General features: G+C 66.6%; 10 protein-coding genes. 5 read left to right on the top strand and 5 right to left on the bottom strand.

Going from position 1 to position 16,053, the window contains the following annotated elements; all coding sequences use genetic code 11:
• Positions 1-530: 530 nt before the first annotated feature.
• From LO55_RS09605 to LO55_RS09595, 3 genes are all read left to right on the top strand, one after another.
• Positions 531-2,726, top strand: a complete 2,196-nt coding sequence (locus tag LO55_RS09605) for an O-linked N-acetylglucosamine transferase family protein (RefSeq protein WP_071361286.1) — start codon at positions 531-533, stop codon at positions 2,724-2,726.
• Positions 2,727-2,954: 228 nt separating this feature from the next.
• Positions 2,955-6,302, top strand: coding sequence for an MHYT domain-containing protein (locus tag LO55_RS09600; protein ID WP_071361285.1), 3,348 nt, complete (start codon positions 2,955-2,957; stop codon positions 6,300-6,302).
• The gene (locus LO55_RS09595) at positions 6,299-7,294 is read left to right on the top strand and encodes a response regulator (protein ID WP_005665061.1); all 996 of its coding nucleotides are present in this window, start codon (positions 6,299-6,301) and stop codon (positions 7,292-7,294) included. Before LO55_RS09600 ends, LO55_RS09595 begins: the two co-directional genes overlap by 4 nt.
• Here LO55_RS09595 and LO55_RS09590 read toward each other — a convergent pair.
• The 5 genes from LO55_RS09590 to LO55_RS09570 all read right to left on the bottom strand — a co-directional run bounded on the left by LO55_RS09590 (position 7,266) and on the right by LO55_RS09570 (position 14,206).
• On the bottom strand, positions 7,266-8,447 hold the full coding sequence (locus LO55_RS09590) for a glycosyltransferase family 4 protein (protein ID WP_071361284.1): 1,182 nt from the start codon (positions 8,445-8,447) through the stop codon (positions 7,266-7,268). The two genes, LO55_RS09595 and LO55_RS09590, sit on opposite strands and share 29 nt — an antisense overlap.
• 12 nt (positions 8,448-8,459) lie before the next feature.
• Positions 8,460-9,599 carry a glycosyltransferase family 4 protein gene (locus tag LO55_RS09585; protein WP_083415276.1) on the bottom strand — a complete coding sequence of 380 codons (1,140 nt, stop codon included), beginning with the start codon at positions 9,597-9,599 and terminating at the stop codon, positions 8,460-8,462.
• Entirely contained in the window at positions 9,596-10,546 is a 951-nt protein-coding gene (locus LO55_RS09580; protein ID WP_083415275.1) for a GDP-mannose 4,6-dehydratase, read from the bottom strand. The genes LO55_RS09585 and LO55_RS09580 overlap by 4 nt, the downstream gene beginning before the upstream one ends.
• A gap of 1 nt (position 10,547) precedes the next feature.
• Positions 10,548-11,588, bottom strand: a complete 1,041-nt coding sequence (gene gmd, locus LO55_RS09575) for a GDP-mannose 4,6-dehydratase (RefSeq protein WP_071361283.1) — start codon at positions 11,586-11,588, stop codon at positions 10,548-10,550.
• Between the two features lie 305 nt (positions 11,589-11,893).
• On the bottom strand, positions 11,894-14,206 hold the full coding sequence (locus LO55_RS09570) for an NADP-dependent malic enzyme (RefSeq protein WP_071361282.1): 2,313 nt from the start codon (positions 14,204-14,206) through the stop codon (positions 11,894-11,896).
• Between the two features lie 139 nt (positions 14,207-14,345).
• On the opposite strand from LO55_RS09570, the gene thiL reads away from it, so the two are divergent.
• A complete protein-coding gene (thiL, locus tag LO55_RS09565; RefSeq protein WP_071361281.1) occupies positions 14,346-15,320 on the top strand; it encodes a thiamine-phosphate kinase in 975 nt (324 codons plus the stop codon).
• Between the two features lie 78 nt (positions 15,321-15,398).
• Positions 15,399-15,983, top strand: a complete 585-nt coding sequence (locus LO55_RS09560; protein ID WP_071361280.1) for a TetR/AcrR family transcriptional regulator — start codon at positions 15,399-15,401, stop codon at positions 15,981-15,983.
• Positions 15,984-16,053: the final 70 nt, after the last annotated feature.

Raw genomic sequence — 16,053 nt, 5'->3', positions numbered from 1 at the left:
TTTAACAAGAAAATTCGTTGCGTAGAATTACGAGTGCTGTGTCCTGTGATGCGACTCAAGTGTCGGCATAGGCAGGACAGGTCGTCCGCCCCTGATCGATAGTGAAATGAGCGCGGCAACGCGCCAAATGCATGATCGCGTGAGGGTTGCCCGCTCGCAGGGAGCCCTATCCATCCGTGAAGCAAACCCATTACAGGGTCAGTCGCGGGGTCACATCTGACGATCCCCTGTGTCACGCTAGTTGTCACTTTATTATTTGGGAGAGACATAAGTAAAGTGTATCTGCAGCTTTCATCGAGCAAACCTTGGTGAAGGTTGGAGTTGGATTCGTCGGCAAATAACCACTCCCCAAAAATTACGCACCGATCCACTAAGCATCTGATTATTATGGATTTCAGATTCCGGCCGGAGGCACCGACCTAACCAAGCTTGAAACCCGCATCCTTCCCCGGACCAGCGGTTTTTTTGTTATCCAGCCCGCGCATGCCCTCTCCTTGACCCTCCCCCGCGTCATACCCTAATGTAGCGCCATGAGCACGCTCCCCCCCAGCGCCGACGTCCTCCAGATCGTCGACCAGGCCATGCAGGCCGCACACCACGAAACCGAAGCGGGCAACCTCGAGCAGGCGCTGGCCCTGTACGGGGCGGTGCTCGACCTCCAGCCCGGCCACGCCGGCGCCCACCACGCCGTGGGTGTGCTGGCCAGCCGCGCCGGCGATGCCGAGACGGCGATCCCGCATTTCGCCGCCGCCCTGGAAGCCGACCCCGGCCAGGAGGCCCACTGGCTGGCCTATCTCGCCGCCCTGATCGAGGCGCGCCAGTTCGCCGCCGCCGCTGAACTGCTCCAGCTCGGCCGGACCCACGGCCTGCAAGGTCAGGCGATCGACGACATCGAACGGCAGCTGGCCAGCTCGGGCGCGCCCGATAGCAGCGAGATCGATGCCGCCGCCGCCTTATTCGCGCAGGGACGCACCGAGGAAGCGGAGCACGCCGCGCGTGCGCTCGTCGAACGCTTTCCCCAGCACTCATTCGGCTGGAAATTATTGGGTGGCATTTATCACCGGCGCGGCGACGCGCATGGGGCCCTGAACGCCATGGCCATGTCGGCCAGGTTCGACCCCGACGATGCCGAAACGCTCAGCAACCTGGGCATGCTCTTGATGCGCGCCAACCGGCTCGACGAATCGGAGAACGTGCTGCGGCGCGCCCTGGCGCTGCGGCCGGGCAACGTGGATGCTCACAACCACCTGGCCATCACCCTGGCCGAGCGTGGACGGCTGTCCGAGGCGCAGGCCAACGCCGACGCGGCGCTGGCGCTCGATCCGCGGCATGAAAAGGCGGCCATCACGCTTGCGCTGATCCTGCAGACCCAGGGCCGGCTGGTCGAAGCGGTGGCCGTCTATCGCGACTTGTTGGAGCGAAATCCGGAGCAGACCGATGCCCACAGCAATATGCTGTTCTGCCTGAGCGAAATGCCCGGGCTGACGCCGGACGCACTGTTCGCCGAGCACCGGTTGTACGGCAGGCTGGTCGAACAAAGGACCGCGCCGCCCACCTCCCTGGACAATACGCCGGAGCCGGAGCGGCGCCTGCGCATCGGCTTCGTGTCGGGCGACCTGCGCAACCATGCGGTCGTCTCCTTCATCGAACCGGTCTTCGAGCGCCTCGGGCAACGCCCCGGGCTGACGCTGCATGCCTACTACAACCATACCCTGGTCGACGCGGTCACCGAACGCCTGCGTGGCCACCTGCCCCATTGGCGCGACGTCGCCGCGCTCGACGACGAGGAACTGGAGCGGCAGGTGCGCGCCGACGGCATCGACATCCTGATCGACCTGTCGGGCCACACCGCCTTCAACCGGCTGCCCGCCTTCGCGCGCCGGCTGGCGCCGGTCCAGGCGTCCTGGATCGGCTATCCCGGCACCACCGGCCTGGCGGCGATGGATTACTACCTGGTCGACCGAAAATTCCTGCCGCACGGACAGTATGACCACCTGTTCGTGGAAAAGCTGGTGCAGTTGCCGCTGTTGATACCCTTCGAGCCGGTGGCCAGCGCGCCCGACGTCGGCCCGTTGCCCGCCCTGGCCAACGGCTACGTCACGTTCGGCAGCTTCAACCGTCTCAGCAAATTCAACAGCGAAGTGATCAAGGCCTGGGGGATGCTGCTGCGCGCGCTGCCCGATGCGCGGCTGCTGGTAGGCGGCATGCCGGAACAGCACGACCATGCCCAGCTGCGCGCCTGGCTGGACCATGAAGGCATCGCCGCGCACCGGGTCGAGTTCCATGGCCGCATCGGGCTGAACGATTACCTGAAGCTGCACCAGCAGGTCGACCTGTGCCTCGACACCTTCCCGTACCCGGGCGGCACCACGACCATGCACGCCGGCTGGATGGGCGTGCCGACCCTGACCCTGGACGCAGGCACCGTGACCGGACGACAAACCGCCTGCTTCCTGGAGCATTGCGGGCTGCACCATTTCGTCGCGCACAGCGCCGACGATTTCGTCGCCAAGGGCCTGGCCATCTGCGGCGACCTGGCGGCGCTGGCGGCGCTGCGCGCCACCCTGCGCGAACGTTATGCGCTGCCCACGTCGGACTCCATGACCCGGGTCGCCGACGGCATCGAGCACGCGCTGCGCCTGATGTGGCGCCGCTGGTGCCAGGGCCTGCCGCCTGCCAGCTTCGAGGCGACGCTGCCGCCCGGCCCGGCCGACGTAACGCGATAACCGGCGCCGGCGCCCCGATCCGCCGAGCGTGCCGTCCCGCGCGCTCCGGCATGCCAAGACCATAATCCTTGAACAAGGAATGCACAAAAATGGTCGCTCAGGCGCTACAAAACCGCGCCAATCGTCTGTTCATTCCGGTCGCCAACAACATTTCCAGCTGGGAAAATGCCATACTTCGTGGTCATGCCTTACGGACAGGACTCTCCTGTCTTGACTACCCACGAATTCATGTTGCAACTATTTAACGCCCCTACCGACCCGTCCATGCTCGCCTATGGCGTCTATGAGCCACGCCTGGTCGTGCTGTCGCTGCTGGTGGCGATCTTTTCTTCCTGGATGGGCCTGCAGATCACCGGTCGCGCCAGCAGCAATCCCGCGCACCGCGCCATCGTGCTCGGCGCCGGCAGCCTGGCGCTGGGCGCCGGCGTGTGGTCGATGCACTTCATTGGCATGCTCGCCTTTAACCTGTGCACGCCGGTCCATTACGACCATGGCATCACCCTGCTGTCGGCCCTGCCCAGCATCGGCGCGTCCTGGGTCGCGCTCAACCTGATCTCGCGTCCCCAGCTGCGCCTGGCGCACCTGCTGGTGGGCGGGGTGCTGGTCGGCGCCGGCATCGGCGCCATGCACTACACCGGCATGGCCGGCATGCGCACGCTCCTCGACCTCCACTATGACCCGGCCATGTTCGCGCTGTCGATCGTGGTCGCGGTGGTGCTGGCCACGCTGGCGCTGGGCGTGCGCCATGGCCTGTCGCGCTGCAAGTCGATGACCGATGCGCGCCGCCTGCTGATCGCGGCGGTGGTGATGGGCTGCGCCATCGCCGGCATGCACTACACCGGCATGGCGGCGGCGCGCTTCTCCGGTGAGGTCGACCCGCTGGGCCTGAACGGTTCCAACAGCGACTTCCTGGCGCTGTCGATCACGCTCATCACGGTGGCGTTGTCGCTGGGCGTGGTGGCCACCAATGGCCTGCTGCGCTACCGCGAGATGTACCTCGGCCTGGCGCGCAGCGAAGCCTGGATGCGCGCGCTGCTCACCACCACCGTCGACGGCGTGATCACGGTCGGACGCGACGGCGCCATCACCGAATTCAACGCCTCGGCCGAGCGCATCTTCGGCTGGAAGCGCGACGAGATCGTCGGCCGCAACATCGCTGTGCTGCTCAATGAAAATGACCGCAAGTCCGAGCGCGGCCTGCTGTACGTGCTGTCCCGGGGCAGCCTGGAAGGCGTCAACACCAGCACCGAGACCTTCGGCCTGCGCAAGGACGGCAGCCTGGTGCCGGTGCGCGGCGCGATGGGGCACGCCAAGCTGGGCGACCAGGACATGTTCGTCTGCTTCGTCACCGACATCAGCGAGCGGCGCGCCATGGAAGGGGCGCTGCGCGACAGCGAGCAGCAGTTCCGTTCCCTGATCGGCAACATCCCCGGCATCTCCTATCGCAGCAAGCTCAGTGGCGACTGGCCGATGGTCTTCATCAGCGACGCGGTCGAGCGCGTCACCGGCTATCCGGCCGCCGACTTCCTGGGCGAACCGCCGCGGCGCGTGTTCGGCGCCCTGATCCATGCCGAAGACCGCATCCGGGTGGCGAAGGCAACCGGCGCCGCGCTGCGCGAAGGCCGGCCCTACCTGGTCGAATACCGCCTGCTGCACGCCGACGGCGGCGTGCGCTGGCTGTGGGAAAACGGCACCGCGGTGCGCGACGAGGCCGGCGACGTGCAATGGCTGGACGGCGTCATCCTCGACATCACCGAGCGCCGCCAGATGGAAGAAGCGCTGCGCGCCGCCAAGGAAACCGCCGAGCAGGCCGCCGCCGCGCGCGCGACTTTCGTGGCCGATATGAGCCACGAGATCCGCACCCCGATGAATTCGATCCTCGGCTTCACCGACGTGCTGCTGGACGGCGACCTGGACGTGGAGCAGCGGCGCCACCTGGACACCATCCGCAGCGCCGGCCGCGCCCTGCTGCGCCTGCTCAACGAGATCCTCGACACCGCCAAGCTCGAAAAAGGCGCGGTGGAGCTGGAACAGAACGACTACAACCTGCTGTCGCTGATCGACGAACTGTCCTCGACCCTGGCCGCGAACGCCCGCGCCAAGGGCCTGCACCTGGACATCCAGTACGATCCGGCGCTGCCGACCGGCCTGCGCGGCGACGAGCTGCGCATGCGCCAGGTGCTGACCAACCTGCTCGACAACGCGATCAAGTTCACCGCCAGGGGCAGCGTGACGCTCAAGGTCGGCGCCGAAGGCGACCAGCTTTGCATCGCCGTGATCGACACCGGGATCGGCATCGCGCCCGAGCGCCTGGCCGCCATCTTCGACCCGTTCACCCAGGCCGACGCCTCGATGACGCGCCGCTTCGGCGGCACCGGTCTCGGCACCACGATCAGCAAGCAGCTGGTCGAGCTGATGGGCGGCCGGATCTGGGCCGAGAGCGAGCTCGGATGCGGGACCACCTTCCACGTGCGGGTGCCGCTGGTGCTGGCGCGCTTTGCCAGCCAAGCGCCGCGCGTGCGCAGCGCCGCCGTGCTGCCGCCGCTGCGCGTGCTGGTGGCCGACGACGTGCCGCAGAACCTGGAACTGATGCAGCTCCTGATGACGCGCCGCGGCCACACCATGACCGCGGTGCGCGATGGCGCCGCCGTGGTCGAACTCGCGGCCAGCGGCGAATTCGACCTGGCGCTGATGGACTTCCAGATGCCGACCATGGACGGCCTGGCCGCCACCCGCGCGATCCGCGAGCAGGAACAGGCCAGCGGGCGCAGTCGCCTGCCGGTGATCGCGATGACGGCCAGCGTGCTGGCCGAACACCGCCAGGCCAGCGTCGACGCCGGCATGGACGGTTTCGCCAGCAAGCCGGTCGACTGGTTCGCGCTGTCGCACGAGATCGCGCGCGTGCTCGGACTGCCCGGCAGCGCGCCGGACGCACATGCCGCGCCCAATGCGGCGCGCGAAGTGCTGAACCGGCGCGCCGGCCTGCACCGCTGGAGCAACCGCGAGGACGCCTATGCCGAGGCGCTCGATCACTTCGCCCGCCAGTACGCCGCGCTGGGCCAGGCGCTGCGCCTGCACGCCGCAGGCGGCGAGCACCAGCAGCTGCGCATGCTGGCGCACAAGGTGCGCGGCGCGGCCGCCAACGTCGGCCTCGAGCTGCTGGCCGACGCCCTGGCCGCCCTGGAGCAGGCCACCGATGCGGTGCCGACCGATGCGCGCCAGGTCGCCAATGCCCTGGTGGTGGCGAACAATGCGCTGGACGCGGCGCTCGAGGCGCTGCGCAGCGTCGCCGCGACGCCCGCGCCAGTCGCGCCGGGCAGCACGGTCGACCTGGCGCGCGCGCGGCGCGCCGCCGGCGTGCTGCTCGAGGCGCTGCGCCGCGGCGCCCTGAACGACGGCGCCATGGCCAGCCTGGCCGCGGCGCTGGCGGCGCATCCGGCCGCCACCCGCGTGACCCAGGTCCAGTCGGCGATCGCCGACTTCGACTTCGACCTCGCCCTCGGGCACCTGGAGGCCGTCATCGGCCTGCTGGGTGATGGGGCGCTTGACGACGTTTCCAACGAATCCCCAGCATGAGCCAACCGAATACCCGCCCGTTGATCCTCGCGGTCGACGACGAAGCCAGCAACCTGCAGTTGCTGCGCCAGATCCTGCAAGACCACTACCGCCTGCTGTTCGCCAAGGACGGCGCGCGCGCGCTCGAACTGGCGCGCCAGGAGCAGCCCGACCTGGTGCTGCTGGACGTGATGATGCCCGGGATGTCGGGCTACGAAGTGTGCGCCGCCCTCAAGGCGCACCCCGCCACCGCCTCGACTCCCGTGATTTTTGTCACTGCCCTGACCGAGACCGCCGACGAAGTCGAAGGCTTCGAGGCCGGCGCGGTCGACTACATCACCAAGCCGGTCAGCCCGCCGGTGGTGCGCGCGCGCGTGCGCACCCACCTGTCGCTGGTGCGGATGGAAGAGCTGCGCGCCAGCCGCCTCGAGATCGTGCAGCGCCTGGGCCTGGCGGCCGAGTACAAGGACAACGAGACCGGCCTGCACGTGATCCGCATGAGCCACTTCTCGCGCATCCTCGGCATCGCCGCCGGCATGACGGAGCATGAAGCCGACGACCTGCTGCACGCGGCGCCGATGCACGACGTGGGCAAGATCGGCATCCCCGACCGCATCCTGCAGAAACCGGGGCCGCTCGACGCCGAGGAATGGAAGATCATGCAGGGCCACGTGACGATCGGCGCCGAGATCATCGGCGAGCACGATGGCGGCATGCTGGCGCTGGCGCGCCAGATCGCGCTGACCCACCACGAGAAATACGATGGCAGCGGCTATCCGAACGGCCTGGCAGGAGAGGATATTCCGCTGGTCGGCAGGATCGTGGCGATCGCCGACGTGTTCGACGCGCTGACCTCGGTGCGGCCGTACAAGAAGGCCTGGACCGAAGAAGAGGCGGTCAATTTCTTGCGCGAGCAGAAGGGCCGCCACTTCGACCCGCAGCTGGTGGAGCTGTTCGCCGACCAGATGCCGGCGATCCGCGAGATCAGGTCGAGGTGGGCGGAGACGGCCTGACTGAGGTCGGGTCGGCGACCGTGCCGCTCGGCTTGACGGCGCGCCGCGCCACCAGCTCGTGGTACAGCGCCGTGTAGTTGGCCGCCATCTGCTCGGACGTGAACAGCTCTTCGAAGCGCTGCTCGGCGCGCCGGCCCATGGCGCGCGCCATGTCGGGGTTGTCCCACAAGGTGCGCATCGCCGCGCGCAGCGCCTGCGGGTCGGACGGCGGCACCACCAGGCCGGTGTCGCCATCGACGTTGATATAGGTGGTGCCGGTGCCGATCTCGCTCGAGATCATCGGCTTGCCGTACATCGCGCCTTCGAGCAGCGAGATGCCGAAGGCTTCCGAGCGCAGGTGAGACGGGAAAGCCACGGCATAGCACAGGGTCAGCAGCGCCGCCTTGTCCGGTTCGTCGATCGCGCCGACGAACATCACGTTGGACAGGCCCAGGCGCGCGGCCTGTTCCTTGAGCTCTCCCTCGATCGGCCCGGCGCCGACGATCACGATCGGATAGTCGAGACCCTTGGCCGCCTCGAGCAGGATGTGCAGGCCCTTGTAGTAGCGCAGCACGCCCACGAACAGGAAGAACTTCGGACCCACGCGCTCGCGCCAGTGCGCCAGGCGGGCCGGCTCGGGCTGCGGATAGGTGCCGCGGTCCAGGCCGAACGGAATGACCGAGGTTTTTTGCCTGTAACGCGCCAGCACGGTCGACGAACCGAGGTAGTTGGGCGAGGTGGCGACGATCGCGTCGACGCTCTTGAGGAAGCGGTGCTTGAGCGGCTGGTACAGGCGCAGCAGGTGGCGCTGGCGCACGATGTCGGAGTGGTAGGTGACCACCGTCGGCTTGTCGACCCGGGCCATGAAATGGGCCAGGTCCATGAACGGCCAGGGGAAGTGGTAGTGCACCACGTCGGCCTGCTTCGCCAGGCGCGCCAGCGCGCCGATCGATTGCACCGAGATGGCGTTGGACGCGATCTCGGCATTGAGCGGCACGCGGTGGACCATATGGCCTTCGAATTCGAACGGGTCCAGCTTGTCCTGGCGCGACAGCGACAGCACCGTATTGCTCACGCCGAGGCGGCCGGTGCCCACGCACATCTGGCGGATCACCTGTTCGACCCCGCCCACCGAATCCGGGTGGTAGGTCTTGTAGAAATGAAGGACACGCATAATCAGCTCAGCTTACTGCGAAAGGACGGCACGGTACACCTCCGCCGTCAGGCGTGCGGTGTTTTGCCATGTCAGTTGTTCGGCGCGAGCGCGTCCGGCGGCGATACAGCGCGCGCGCGCAACACCGTCCGTTGCCAGGATGCGCATGGCGTCGGCGATGGCGCCGCTCGACAGCGGATCGACCAGCAGCGCCGCATCGCCCGCGACCTCCGGCAGCGAGGTCGTGTTCGAGGCCACCACCGGCACGTTCGAGGCGAAGGCTTCCAGTACCGGAATGCCATAGCCCTCGTACAAGGAAGGAAAAACGAAGACGCCGGCGCCGGCATACAGGTCGCGCAATTGCCCATGGTCGGTCAAGCGATCCAGCCAGACCACGTTCTCGCCCGCCGCCTGTGCCGCCCTGATCGACGCCACCAGGGCTTCGCTGCGCGCGCCGGGCGCGCCGACGATCACCAGGCCGCGCTCGCCCCGCAAGGACGCGGGCAGCGCGAGATACGCTTCCAGCAGGCGTTCGACGTTCTTGCGCGGTTGCAGGGTGCCAACGAAGAAGAAATAGCCAGGTTGCAGGCCGTAGGCATCCAGGGTTGCCTCCACTGCCCGCGGCTCGGGTGCGGCGAGCCATTCCTCGTCGACGCCGCAGGGCACCACCGAGATGCGCCGCTCGTCGACGCCGAAACATTCGACCAGTTCGTCGATGGCGAAGTGCGACAGCGCGATCACGTGGTCGGCCTTGCGCGCCGCCTTGGCCTGGAGCCAGTTCTTGAGCTTGCGCAGGCGCGGGTTGCACCATTCCGGGTGCTTGATCGGCAGGGCATCGTGCAGGCTGGCCACCACCGGGCAATCCATGCGCACCACGCGGTAATCGGTCACGTGGAAGATGTCGGCCGGCATGTGGACACGGTGCGCCCCGGGCGTCACCAGGTCGGTCAGGGTCGCCGCCTCGAACGATCGGGGGAACGCCTGGCCGATGGAGATACCCGCATCGCCCTGGCGCAGGCGGGGCCAGGAAAACGGCGCCACCTCGCAGCCCGTTGCGGGCAGGTGCTGCATCAGGGCCCGGGTGTACACGCCGATGCCGTCCAGCCGGCCACCGGTCAAACCGGGCTCGACCATGGTCGTGCCCAGACCGACCTTGATGACTGCCGGTTTCACGCCCTGTACATCCAGTCCAGCGTCTCGTGCAGCGGGGTCGGCGCCAGGTCGCCGATCACGGCGGCCAGCTTGCGATTGCTGCCAGTCAGTTGAAGCACGTCGTTGGCGCGCACGAAGGCGGGATTCACCTGCACATCGATGCGGTAGCCGGCGATCTCGCCCATGGTCTCGATGACGCTCGAGAGCGAGTGCGGGGTGCCCGAGCAGACGTTGAAGGCTTCGCCGGCGGGCGCCGCCGCCAGCAGGCGGCGATAGCTGCGCGCCACCATGCGCACGTCGGAGAAATCACGCGCGATGGCGAGGTTGCCCAGTTCGATGCGTTGTTCGTTGCGGCGGAAATGGTTGACGATCTTGGGCAGCAGGAAATTCTCGGCCTGGCCCACGCCGGTGTAATTGAATGGACGCACGATCGTGATCGGCAGCTTGTCCATCCACAGGCGCGCCATGTATTCCATCGCCAGCTTGCTGACCGCGTAGTCGTTGGCCGGCGCCGGCGGCACGCTTTCGTCGATCACCGGCACGTTGGCATTGCCGTAGATATTCGCCGACGACGCCAGCAGCACGCTGGTGGGACGATGCGCCCCGGCGGCCAATGCCTCGAGCAGGTTGCGGGTGCCCACCACGTTGACGCGGTAGATCGCCTCGACGTTGGCATGGCCGACGAAGGCGATGCCGGCCAGGTGGGCCACGACGTCGGGCCTGGCCTCGGCAACCATGGCGGCCACCGCGTCACGGTCGCACAGGTCGACCGCGAACATATCCGGCCCGGTTTCCTCGCCCGGCATCACGGTGCCGAACACACGGTAACCCGCGGCCGTGAGTTCTTGCGCCAGGTAATGGCCGGTGAAGCCGCGCAGGCCCGTGATCAGGGCGCGGCGGCCCTCCCCTTCGCGCCCGCTCGCCTGCTTGGCGAGGGCGGAAACGTCATCCGTGGCCAGGCGCGTCATATCAGAACGAGAAGCCCTGTTCGTTGCGACGCAGGTCGGCGTCGACCATCATCTGGCACAGCTCTTCGAGCGTGGTCTTCGGCTCCCAGCCCAGCTCGCGCTTGGCTTTCTCGGGGTCGCCGATCAAGAGGTCGACTTCGGCCGGACGGTAGAACTTGGGCGAGACGCCCACCAGCTTCTTGCCGCTCTGGCTGCAGTGGGCGACCTCTTGCTCGCCCGAACCGCTCCAGTCGAGCGTGACATTGGCCGCCTTGAAGGCCATGGTGACGAAGTCGCGCACGGTCTCGGTGCGGTTGGTCGCCAGCACATAGGTATCGGGCTTGTCGGCCTGCAGCATGCGCCACATGCCTTCGACATATTCCTTGGCGAAGCCCCAGTCGCGCTTGGCGTCCATATTGCCCAGCTCCAGCAGCTCCAGCTTGCCCTGCACGATCTTGGCCACCGAATCGGTGATCTTGCGGGTCACGAACTCGCGGCCACGCAGCGGCGACTCGTGGTTGAACAGGATGCCCGAGGAACCGAAGATGTCGTACGACTCGCGGTAATTGATGGTCATCCAGTGCGCGTACAGCTTGGCCACGCCATACGGGCTGCGCGGGTAGAACGGCGTATCTTCTTTTTGCGGGATGGCCTGCACCTTGCCGAACATTTCCGAGGTCGACGCCTGGTAGAAGCGGATCTTCGGATTGACGATGCGGATCGCTTCGAGCAGGTTGACGGCGCCCAGGCCGGTGATCGAGGCGGTGGTCACCGGCTGGTCGAAGGACACGCCAACGAAGCTCTGCGCCGCCAGGTTGTACACCTCGCTCGGCTGCGACGTTTCGATCAGGCGCAGGCTCGAGGCCAGGTCGGTCAGGTCGTATTCGACCAGCGACAGGTTCGGATGCGAGGTGATGCCGAGCTCATCGATGCGCCAGAAATTGACCGAGCTCGAACGACGGTAGGTGCCGGTGACGTGATAGCCTTTTTCCAGAAGCAACTGGGCCAAATAGGCGCCATCCTGGCCGGTGATACCGGTGATGAGGGCTCGTTTGTTTTGCATGTTCTTGGATGGATATGAAGTGGTCTTGCGGGCGCCACGTATTACCTGACGAGCCCGGCGAAAGCAAGGATTGTAACAGAGGAGGTCGGTTTGCCTAATTGCACGCCAGAAATGTGTGCAATTAAATCAACACTTATCTGAACATTATGACCCGAAAATGACGCGCTGCGACCGTCGCTTACGGTTTGTTACCAGTGTCTTTGCAAAACGACAAACGGCGACAGCTGGAGACAGGTGCACACAAAAACGCCTGCCCCGGCGCAAGGCGCGCGAGGCAGGCGTCAAGTACAAACCGGCTGAATGATTTACCGCTGGGAAACAGCGTCCACCACGGCCAGCGCCGTCATATTGACGATCCGGCGCACCGTCGCCGACGGGGTCAGGATGTGGACCGGACGCGCGCAGCCGAGCAGGACCGGGCCGATCGCGATGCCGTTGCCGGCCGCCGTCTTGAGCAGGTTGTACGAGATATTGGCGGCATCGATGTTCGGCAGCACCAGCAGGTTGGCGTCGCCCTTCAGGGTCGATTCCGGCATGATCTTGGCGCGGTTCTTGGCGTCGAGCGCGGCGTCGCCGTGCATCTCGCCGTCGACTTCCAGTTCCGGCTTCTTCTGCTGCACCAGGGCCAGGGCGGCGCGCATCTTCTGCGCCGACTCCGTATTGGCGCTGCCGAAGTTCGAGTGCGACAGCAGGGCCGCGCGCGGGCTGATGCCGAAGCGCTCCAGCTCTTCGGCCGCCATGATCGTGATCTCGGCCAGCTGCTCGGCGTTCGGATTCTCGTTGACGTGGGTGTCGACCATGGCCAGCTGGCGTTCCGGCGTGATGATGAAATTCATCGCCGCATAGACGTTGGCGCCGGCGCGCTTGCCCAGCACCTGGTCGATGAAGTCCAGGTGCATCTGGGTGGTGCCGTAGGTGCCGCAGATCATGCCGTCGGCTTCGCCCTTGTGGATCATCATGGCGCCGATCAGGGTGTGGCGGCGGCGCATGGCCAGCTTGGCCAGGTCCTGGGTCACGCCCTTGCGCATCACCATCTGGTGGTAGGTCGTCCAGTAGTCGCGGTAGCGCTCGTCGAAGTCGGGGTTGATGACGTCGAAGTGCACGCCCAGCTTGAGGCGCAGGCCGAACTTCTCGATGCGCTGCTCCAGCACCGCCGGACGGCCGACCAGGATCGGGCGCGCCAGCTTTTCGTCGACCACCACCTGCACCGCGCGCAGCACGCGCTCGTCCTCGCCCTCGGCGTAGACGATGCGTTTCAGTTCGGCCGGGGCATCCTTGGCGACCTGGAACAGCGGCTTCATGAAGGTGCCGCTGCGGTACACGAACTGCTGCAGGTGTTCGGCGTAGGCCGCCAGGTCCTCGATCGGACGGCTGGCGACGCCGCCATCCATCGCGGCCTTGGCCACGGCCGGAGCGATATGGGTCAACAGGCGCGGGTCGAACGGCATCGGGATCAGGTATTCCGGACCGAAGGACAGGTTCGAGATGCCGTAGGCCGAGGCCACGATGTCCGACTGCTCGGCATGGGCCAGGTCGGCGATCGCGTGCACCACCGCGATTTCCATCTCGCGCGTGATGGTGGTCGCGCCGCAGTCCAGGGCGCCGCGGAACATATAGGGGAAGCACAGGACGTTGTTGACCTGGTTCGGATAGTCCGAACGGCCGGTGGCGATGATGGCGTCGCCGCGCACCGCCTTGACGTCTTCCGGCAGGATTTCCGGATTCGGATTGGCCAGCGCCAGGATCAGCGGGTTCGGGGCCATCTTGGCCACCATGTCCTGCTTGAGCACGCCGCCGGCGGACAGGCCCAGGAAGATGTCGGCGCCGGGAATGACGTCGGCCAGCGAACGGTGCGGCGTGTCTTGCGCGAAGCGTTCCTTGTCCGGGTCCATCAGCTCGACGCGACCTTTATAGACGACACCGGCCAGGTCGGTGACGAAGATGTTTTCGATCGGGAAGCCCAGGTCGACGATCAGGTCGAGGCAGGCCAGCGCGGCCGCGCCGGCGCCGGAGACCACCAGCTTGCATTCCTTGATGCTCTTGCCGACGACTTTCAGGCCGTTCAGGATGGCGGAGCCGACGATGATCGCGGTGCCGTGCTGGTCGTCGTGGAAAACCGGGATCTTCATCCGCTCGCGCAGCTTGCGCTCGATGTAGAAGCACTCGGGCGCCTTGATGTCTTCCAGGTTCACGCCGCCGAAAGTCGGCTCGAGCGCGGCGATGATGTCGACCAGCTTGTCGGGATCGGTCTCGTTGATCTCGATGTCGAACACGTCGATCGCGGCGAACTTCTTGAACAGCACGCCCTTGCCTTCCATGACCGGCTTCGACGCCAGCGGACCGATATTGCCCAGGCCCAGCACGGCGGTGCCGTTGGAGATCACGGCGACCAGGTTGCCGCGCGCGGTGTACTTGTAGGCGGCGGCCGGATCCTTGACGATTTCCTCGCAAGGCGCGGCCACGCCCGGCGAATAGGCCAGCGCCAGGTCGCGCTGGTTCAGCAGGCCCTTGGTAGGCGCCACGCTGATCTTGCCGGGACGGGGGAACTGGTGATACTCGAGCGCTGCTTGACGCAGTTGCTGACGTAATTCTTCTTTTTTGTCAGATGACGAATCCATGCTGGGCAGCCTTCCTGAAGCAAATCGGGTCTTTGATTCTATCAGACAGCAAGTTGTCAATGGCTACGTATTTTCACCACACTTATGTGCGGTTGCAGCAATTCCAGGCAGGCCAACGGAGGACGGTACAATCGCCGCCATGCTTTCCGAATTCGACCTCATCAAACGCTTTTTTCACCGCGAGCGCCCCGGCCGCCCCGACGTCGCGCTGGGCATCGGCGACGACTGCGCCCTGCTCGCCCCGACGCCTGGCCGCCAGATCGCGATCTCGTCCGACATGCTGGTCGAGGACCGCCATTTCTTCGCCGGCGCCGATCCCTTCATGCTGGGCCACAAGGCGCTGGCCGTGAACCTGTCGGACCTGGCCGCGATGGGCGCGCGGCCGGTCGCCTTTACCTTGGCGCTGGCCTTGCCGCGCGCCGACGAGGCATGGCTCGACGGTTTCTCGCGCGGCCTGTTCGCGCTGGCCGACGAACACGGTTGCGAACTGATCGGCGGCGACACCACCAAGGGGCCGCTGAATATCTGCATCACCGTGTTCGGGGAACTGGCGCCCGGCCATGCGCTGCGGCGCGCTGCGGCGCGGCCGGGCGACGACATCTGGATCTCGGGCACGCTGGGCGATGCGCGCCTGGCGCTGGCCGGCTATTGGAAAGAGGTCGAACTCTCCCCGGAGGCGCATGCGCAGGCCGCGCCAAGGCTGCACATGCCCACGCCGCGCGTGGCCCTGGGCCTGGCCCTGGCCGCGGCGCCGATTGCGCACGCCGCGCTCGACATCTCGGATGGCCTGGTGGGCGACCTGGGGCACATCCTGGCGGCGTCAAGCGTCGGCGCCACGCTCGACGTCGACGCATTGCCGGCGGGCCCGGCGCTGGCGCGCCACGACCGCGCACTGCGGCGCCGCTTCACCGCGGCCGGCGGCGACGATTACGAACTGTGCTTCACGGCCCCCGTTGCACGGCGCGCGGCGGTGCTGGAAGCCGCGACGCTGGCCGCCACGCCGGTCACCCGGGTCGGCACGATCGAGACCGCCCCCGGCCTGCGTCTGGTCGACGCGCACGGCGCGCCGCTCCACCTGGGCTTGACAGGCTGGGATCACTTCAGCGGCAGCTGACTATCTCAGTGCGATGGCGCGCACGCCGGATTGAAACGTCGCTTGACTCACCTCCCTACCAGAAGGTAGGATTCCAGCATGAAGAAACTGTCCAACACCTCGGAAGACATCCTGACCTGCGCGCGCGCCCTGATCGTGACCGGTGGCTACAACGGCTTCAGCTACGCGGACATCGCCGACGTGGTCGGCATCCGCAAGGCCAGCATCCACCACCACTTCCCGAACAAGGTCGACCTGGTGAAGGCCATCGTCGTGCAGCACCGCCAGGCGACGGCTGACGGGATCGAGCGGCTGCAGCAGGCGATTCCCGACCCGCTGGCCATGTTGCGTGCCTATACCCAGTACTGGGAAAAATGTATCGAGGACTTGAGCGCGCCGTTCTGCGTGTGCGCCCTGCTCGCCGGCGAACTGCCGATCCTGCCGGCTGACGTGGCGGTCGAGGTGCGCGGCTACTTCCGCTTCCTGTCGGGCTGGATGGCCTCGGTGCTGGAACGGGGCGTCCAGCAAGGCACGATCCGGCTGATGCAGCCGCCCGAGGTCGAAGCCGAGGTCTTCATGGCCACCGTGCACGGCGCCATGCTGTCGGCACGTGCCTATGGCGATGCGAAGGTGTTCGGCGCCATTACGGCCGCCCAGCTGGCGCGCGTCGAGGCGCCGGCTTGAAAACGATTCCGGTCCGGCAGACCGGCTTTTTTTTAACTCAACGGCCTACCAACTAGTAGGTAAATAAATG

Source organism: Massilia timonae (assembly GCF_001866515.1).
Classification (GTDB): Bacteria; Pseudomonadota; Gammaproteobacteria; order Burkholderiales; family Burkholderiaceae_D; genus Telluria; species Telluria timonae.
This window is presented reverse-complemented; position numbering and strand designations above follow the sequence as displayed.

Excerpts from the sequence above, each read along its gene's own strand:
- LO55_RS09595 (WP_005665061.1), top strand. The coding sequence starts at position 6,299 with ATGAGCCAACCGAATACCCGCCCGTTGATCCTCGCGGTCGACGACGAA.
- LO55_RS09600 (WP_071361285.1), top strand. The coding sequence starts at position 2,955 with ATGTTGCAACTATTTAACGCCCCTACCGACCCGTCCATGCTCGCCTAT.
- LO55_RS09605 (WP_071361286.1), top strand. The coding sequence starts at position 531 with ATGAGCACGCTCCCCCCCAGCGCCGACGTCCTCCAGATCGTCGACCAG.
- LO55_RS09590 (WP_071361284.1), bottom strand. The coding sequence starts at position 8,447 with ATGCGTGTCCTTCATTTCTACAAGACCTACCACCCGGATTCGGTGGGC.
- gmd (WP_071361283.1), bottom strand. The coding sequence starts at position 11,588 with ATGCAAAACAAACGAGCCCTCATCACCGGTATCACCGGCCAGGATGGC.
- LO55_RS09560 (WP_071361280.1), top strand. The coding sequence starts at position 15,399 with ATGAAGAAACTGTCCAACACCTCGGAAGACATCCTGACCTGCGCGCGC.
- LO55_RS09580 (WP_083415275.1), bottom strand. The coding sequence starts at position 10,546 with ATGACGCGCCTGGCCACGGATGACGTTTCCGCCCTCGCCAAGCAGGCG.
- LO55_RS09570 (WP_071361282.1), bottom strand. The coding sequence starts at position 14,206 with ATGGATTCGTCATCTGACAAAAAAGAAGAATTACGTCAGCAACTGCGT.
- thiL (WP_071361281.1), top strand. The coding sequence starts at position 14,346 with ATGCTTTCCGAATTCGACCTCATCAAACGCTTTTTTCACCGCGAGCGC.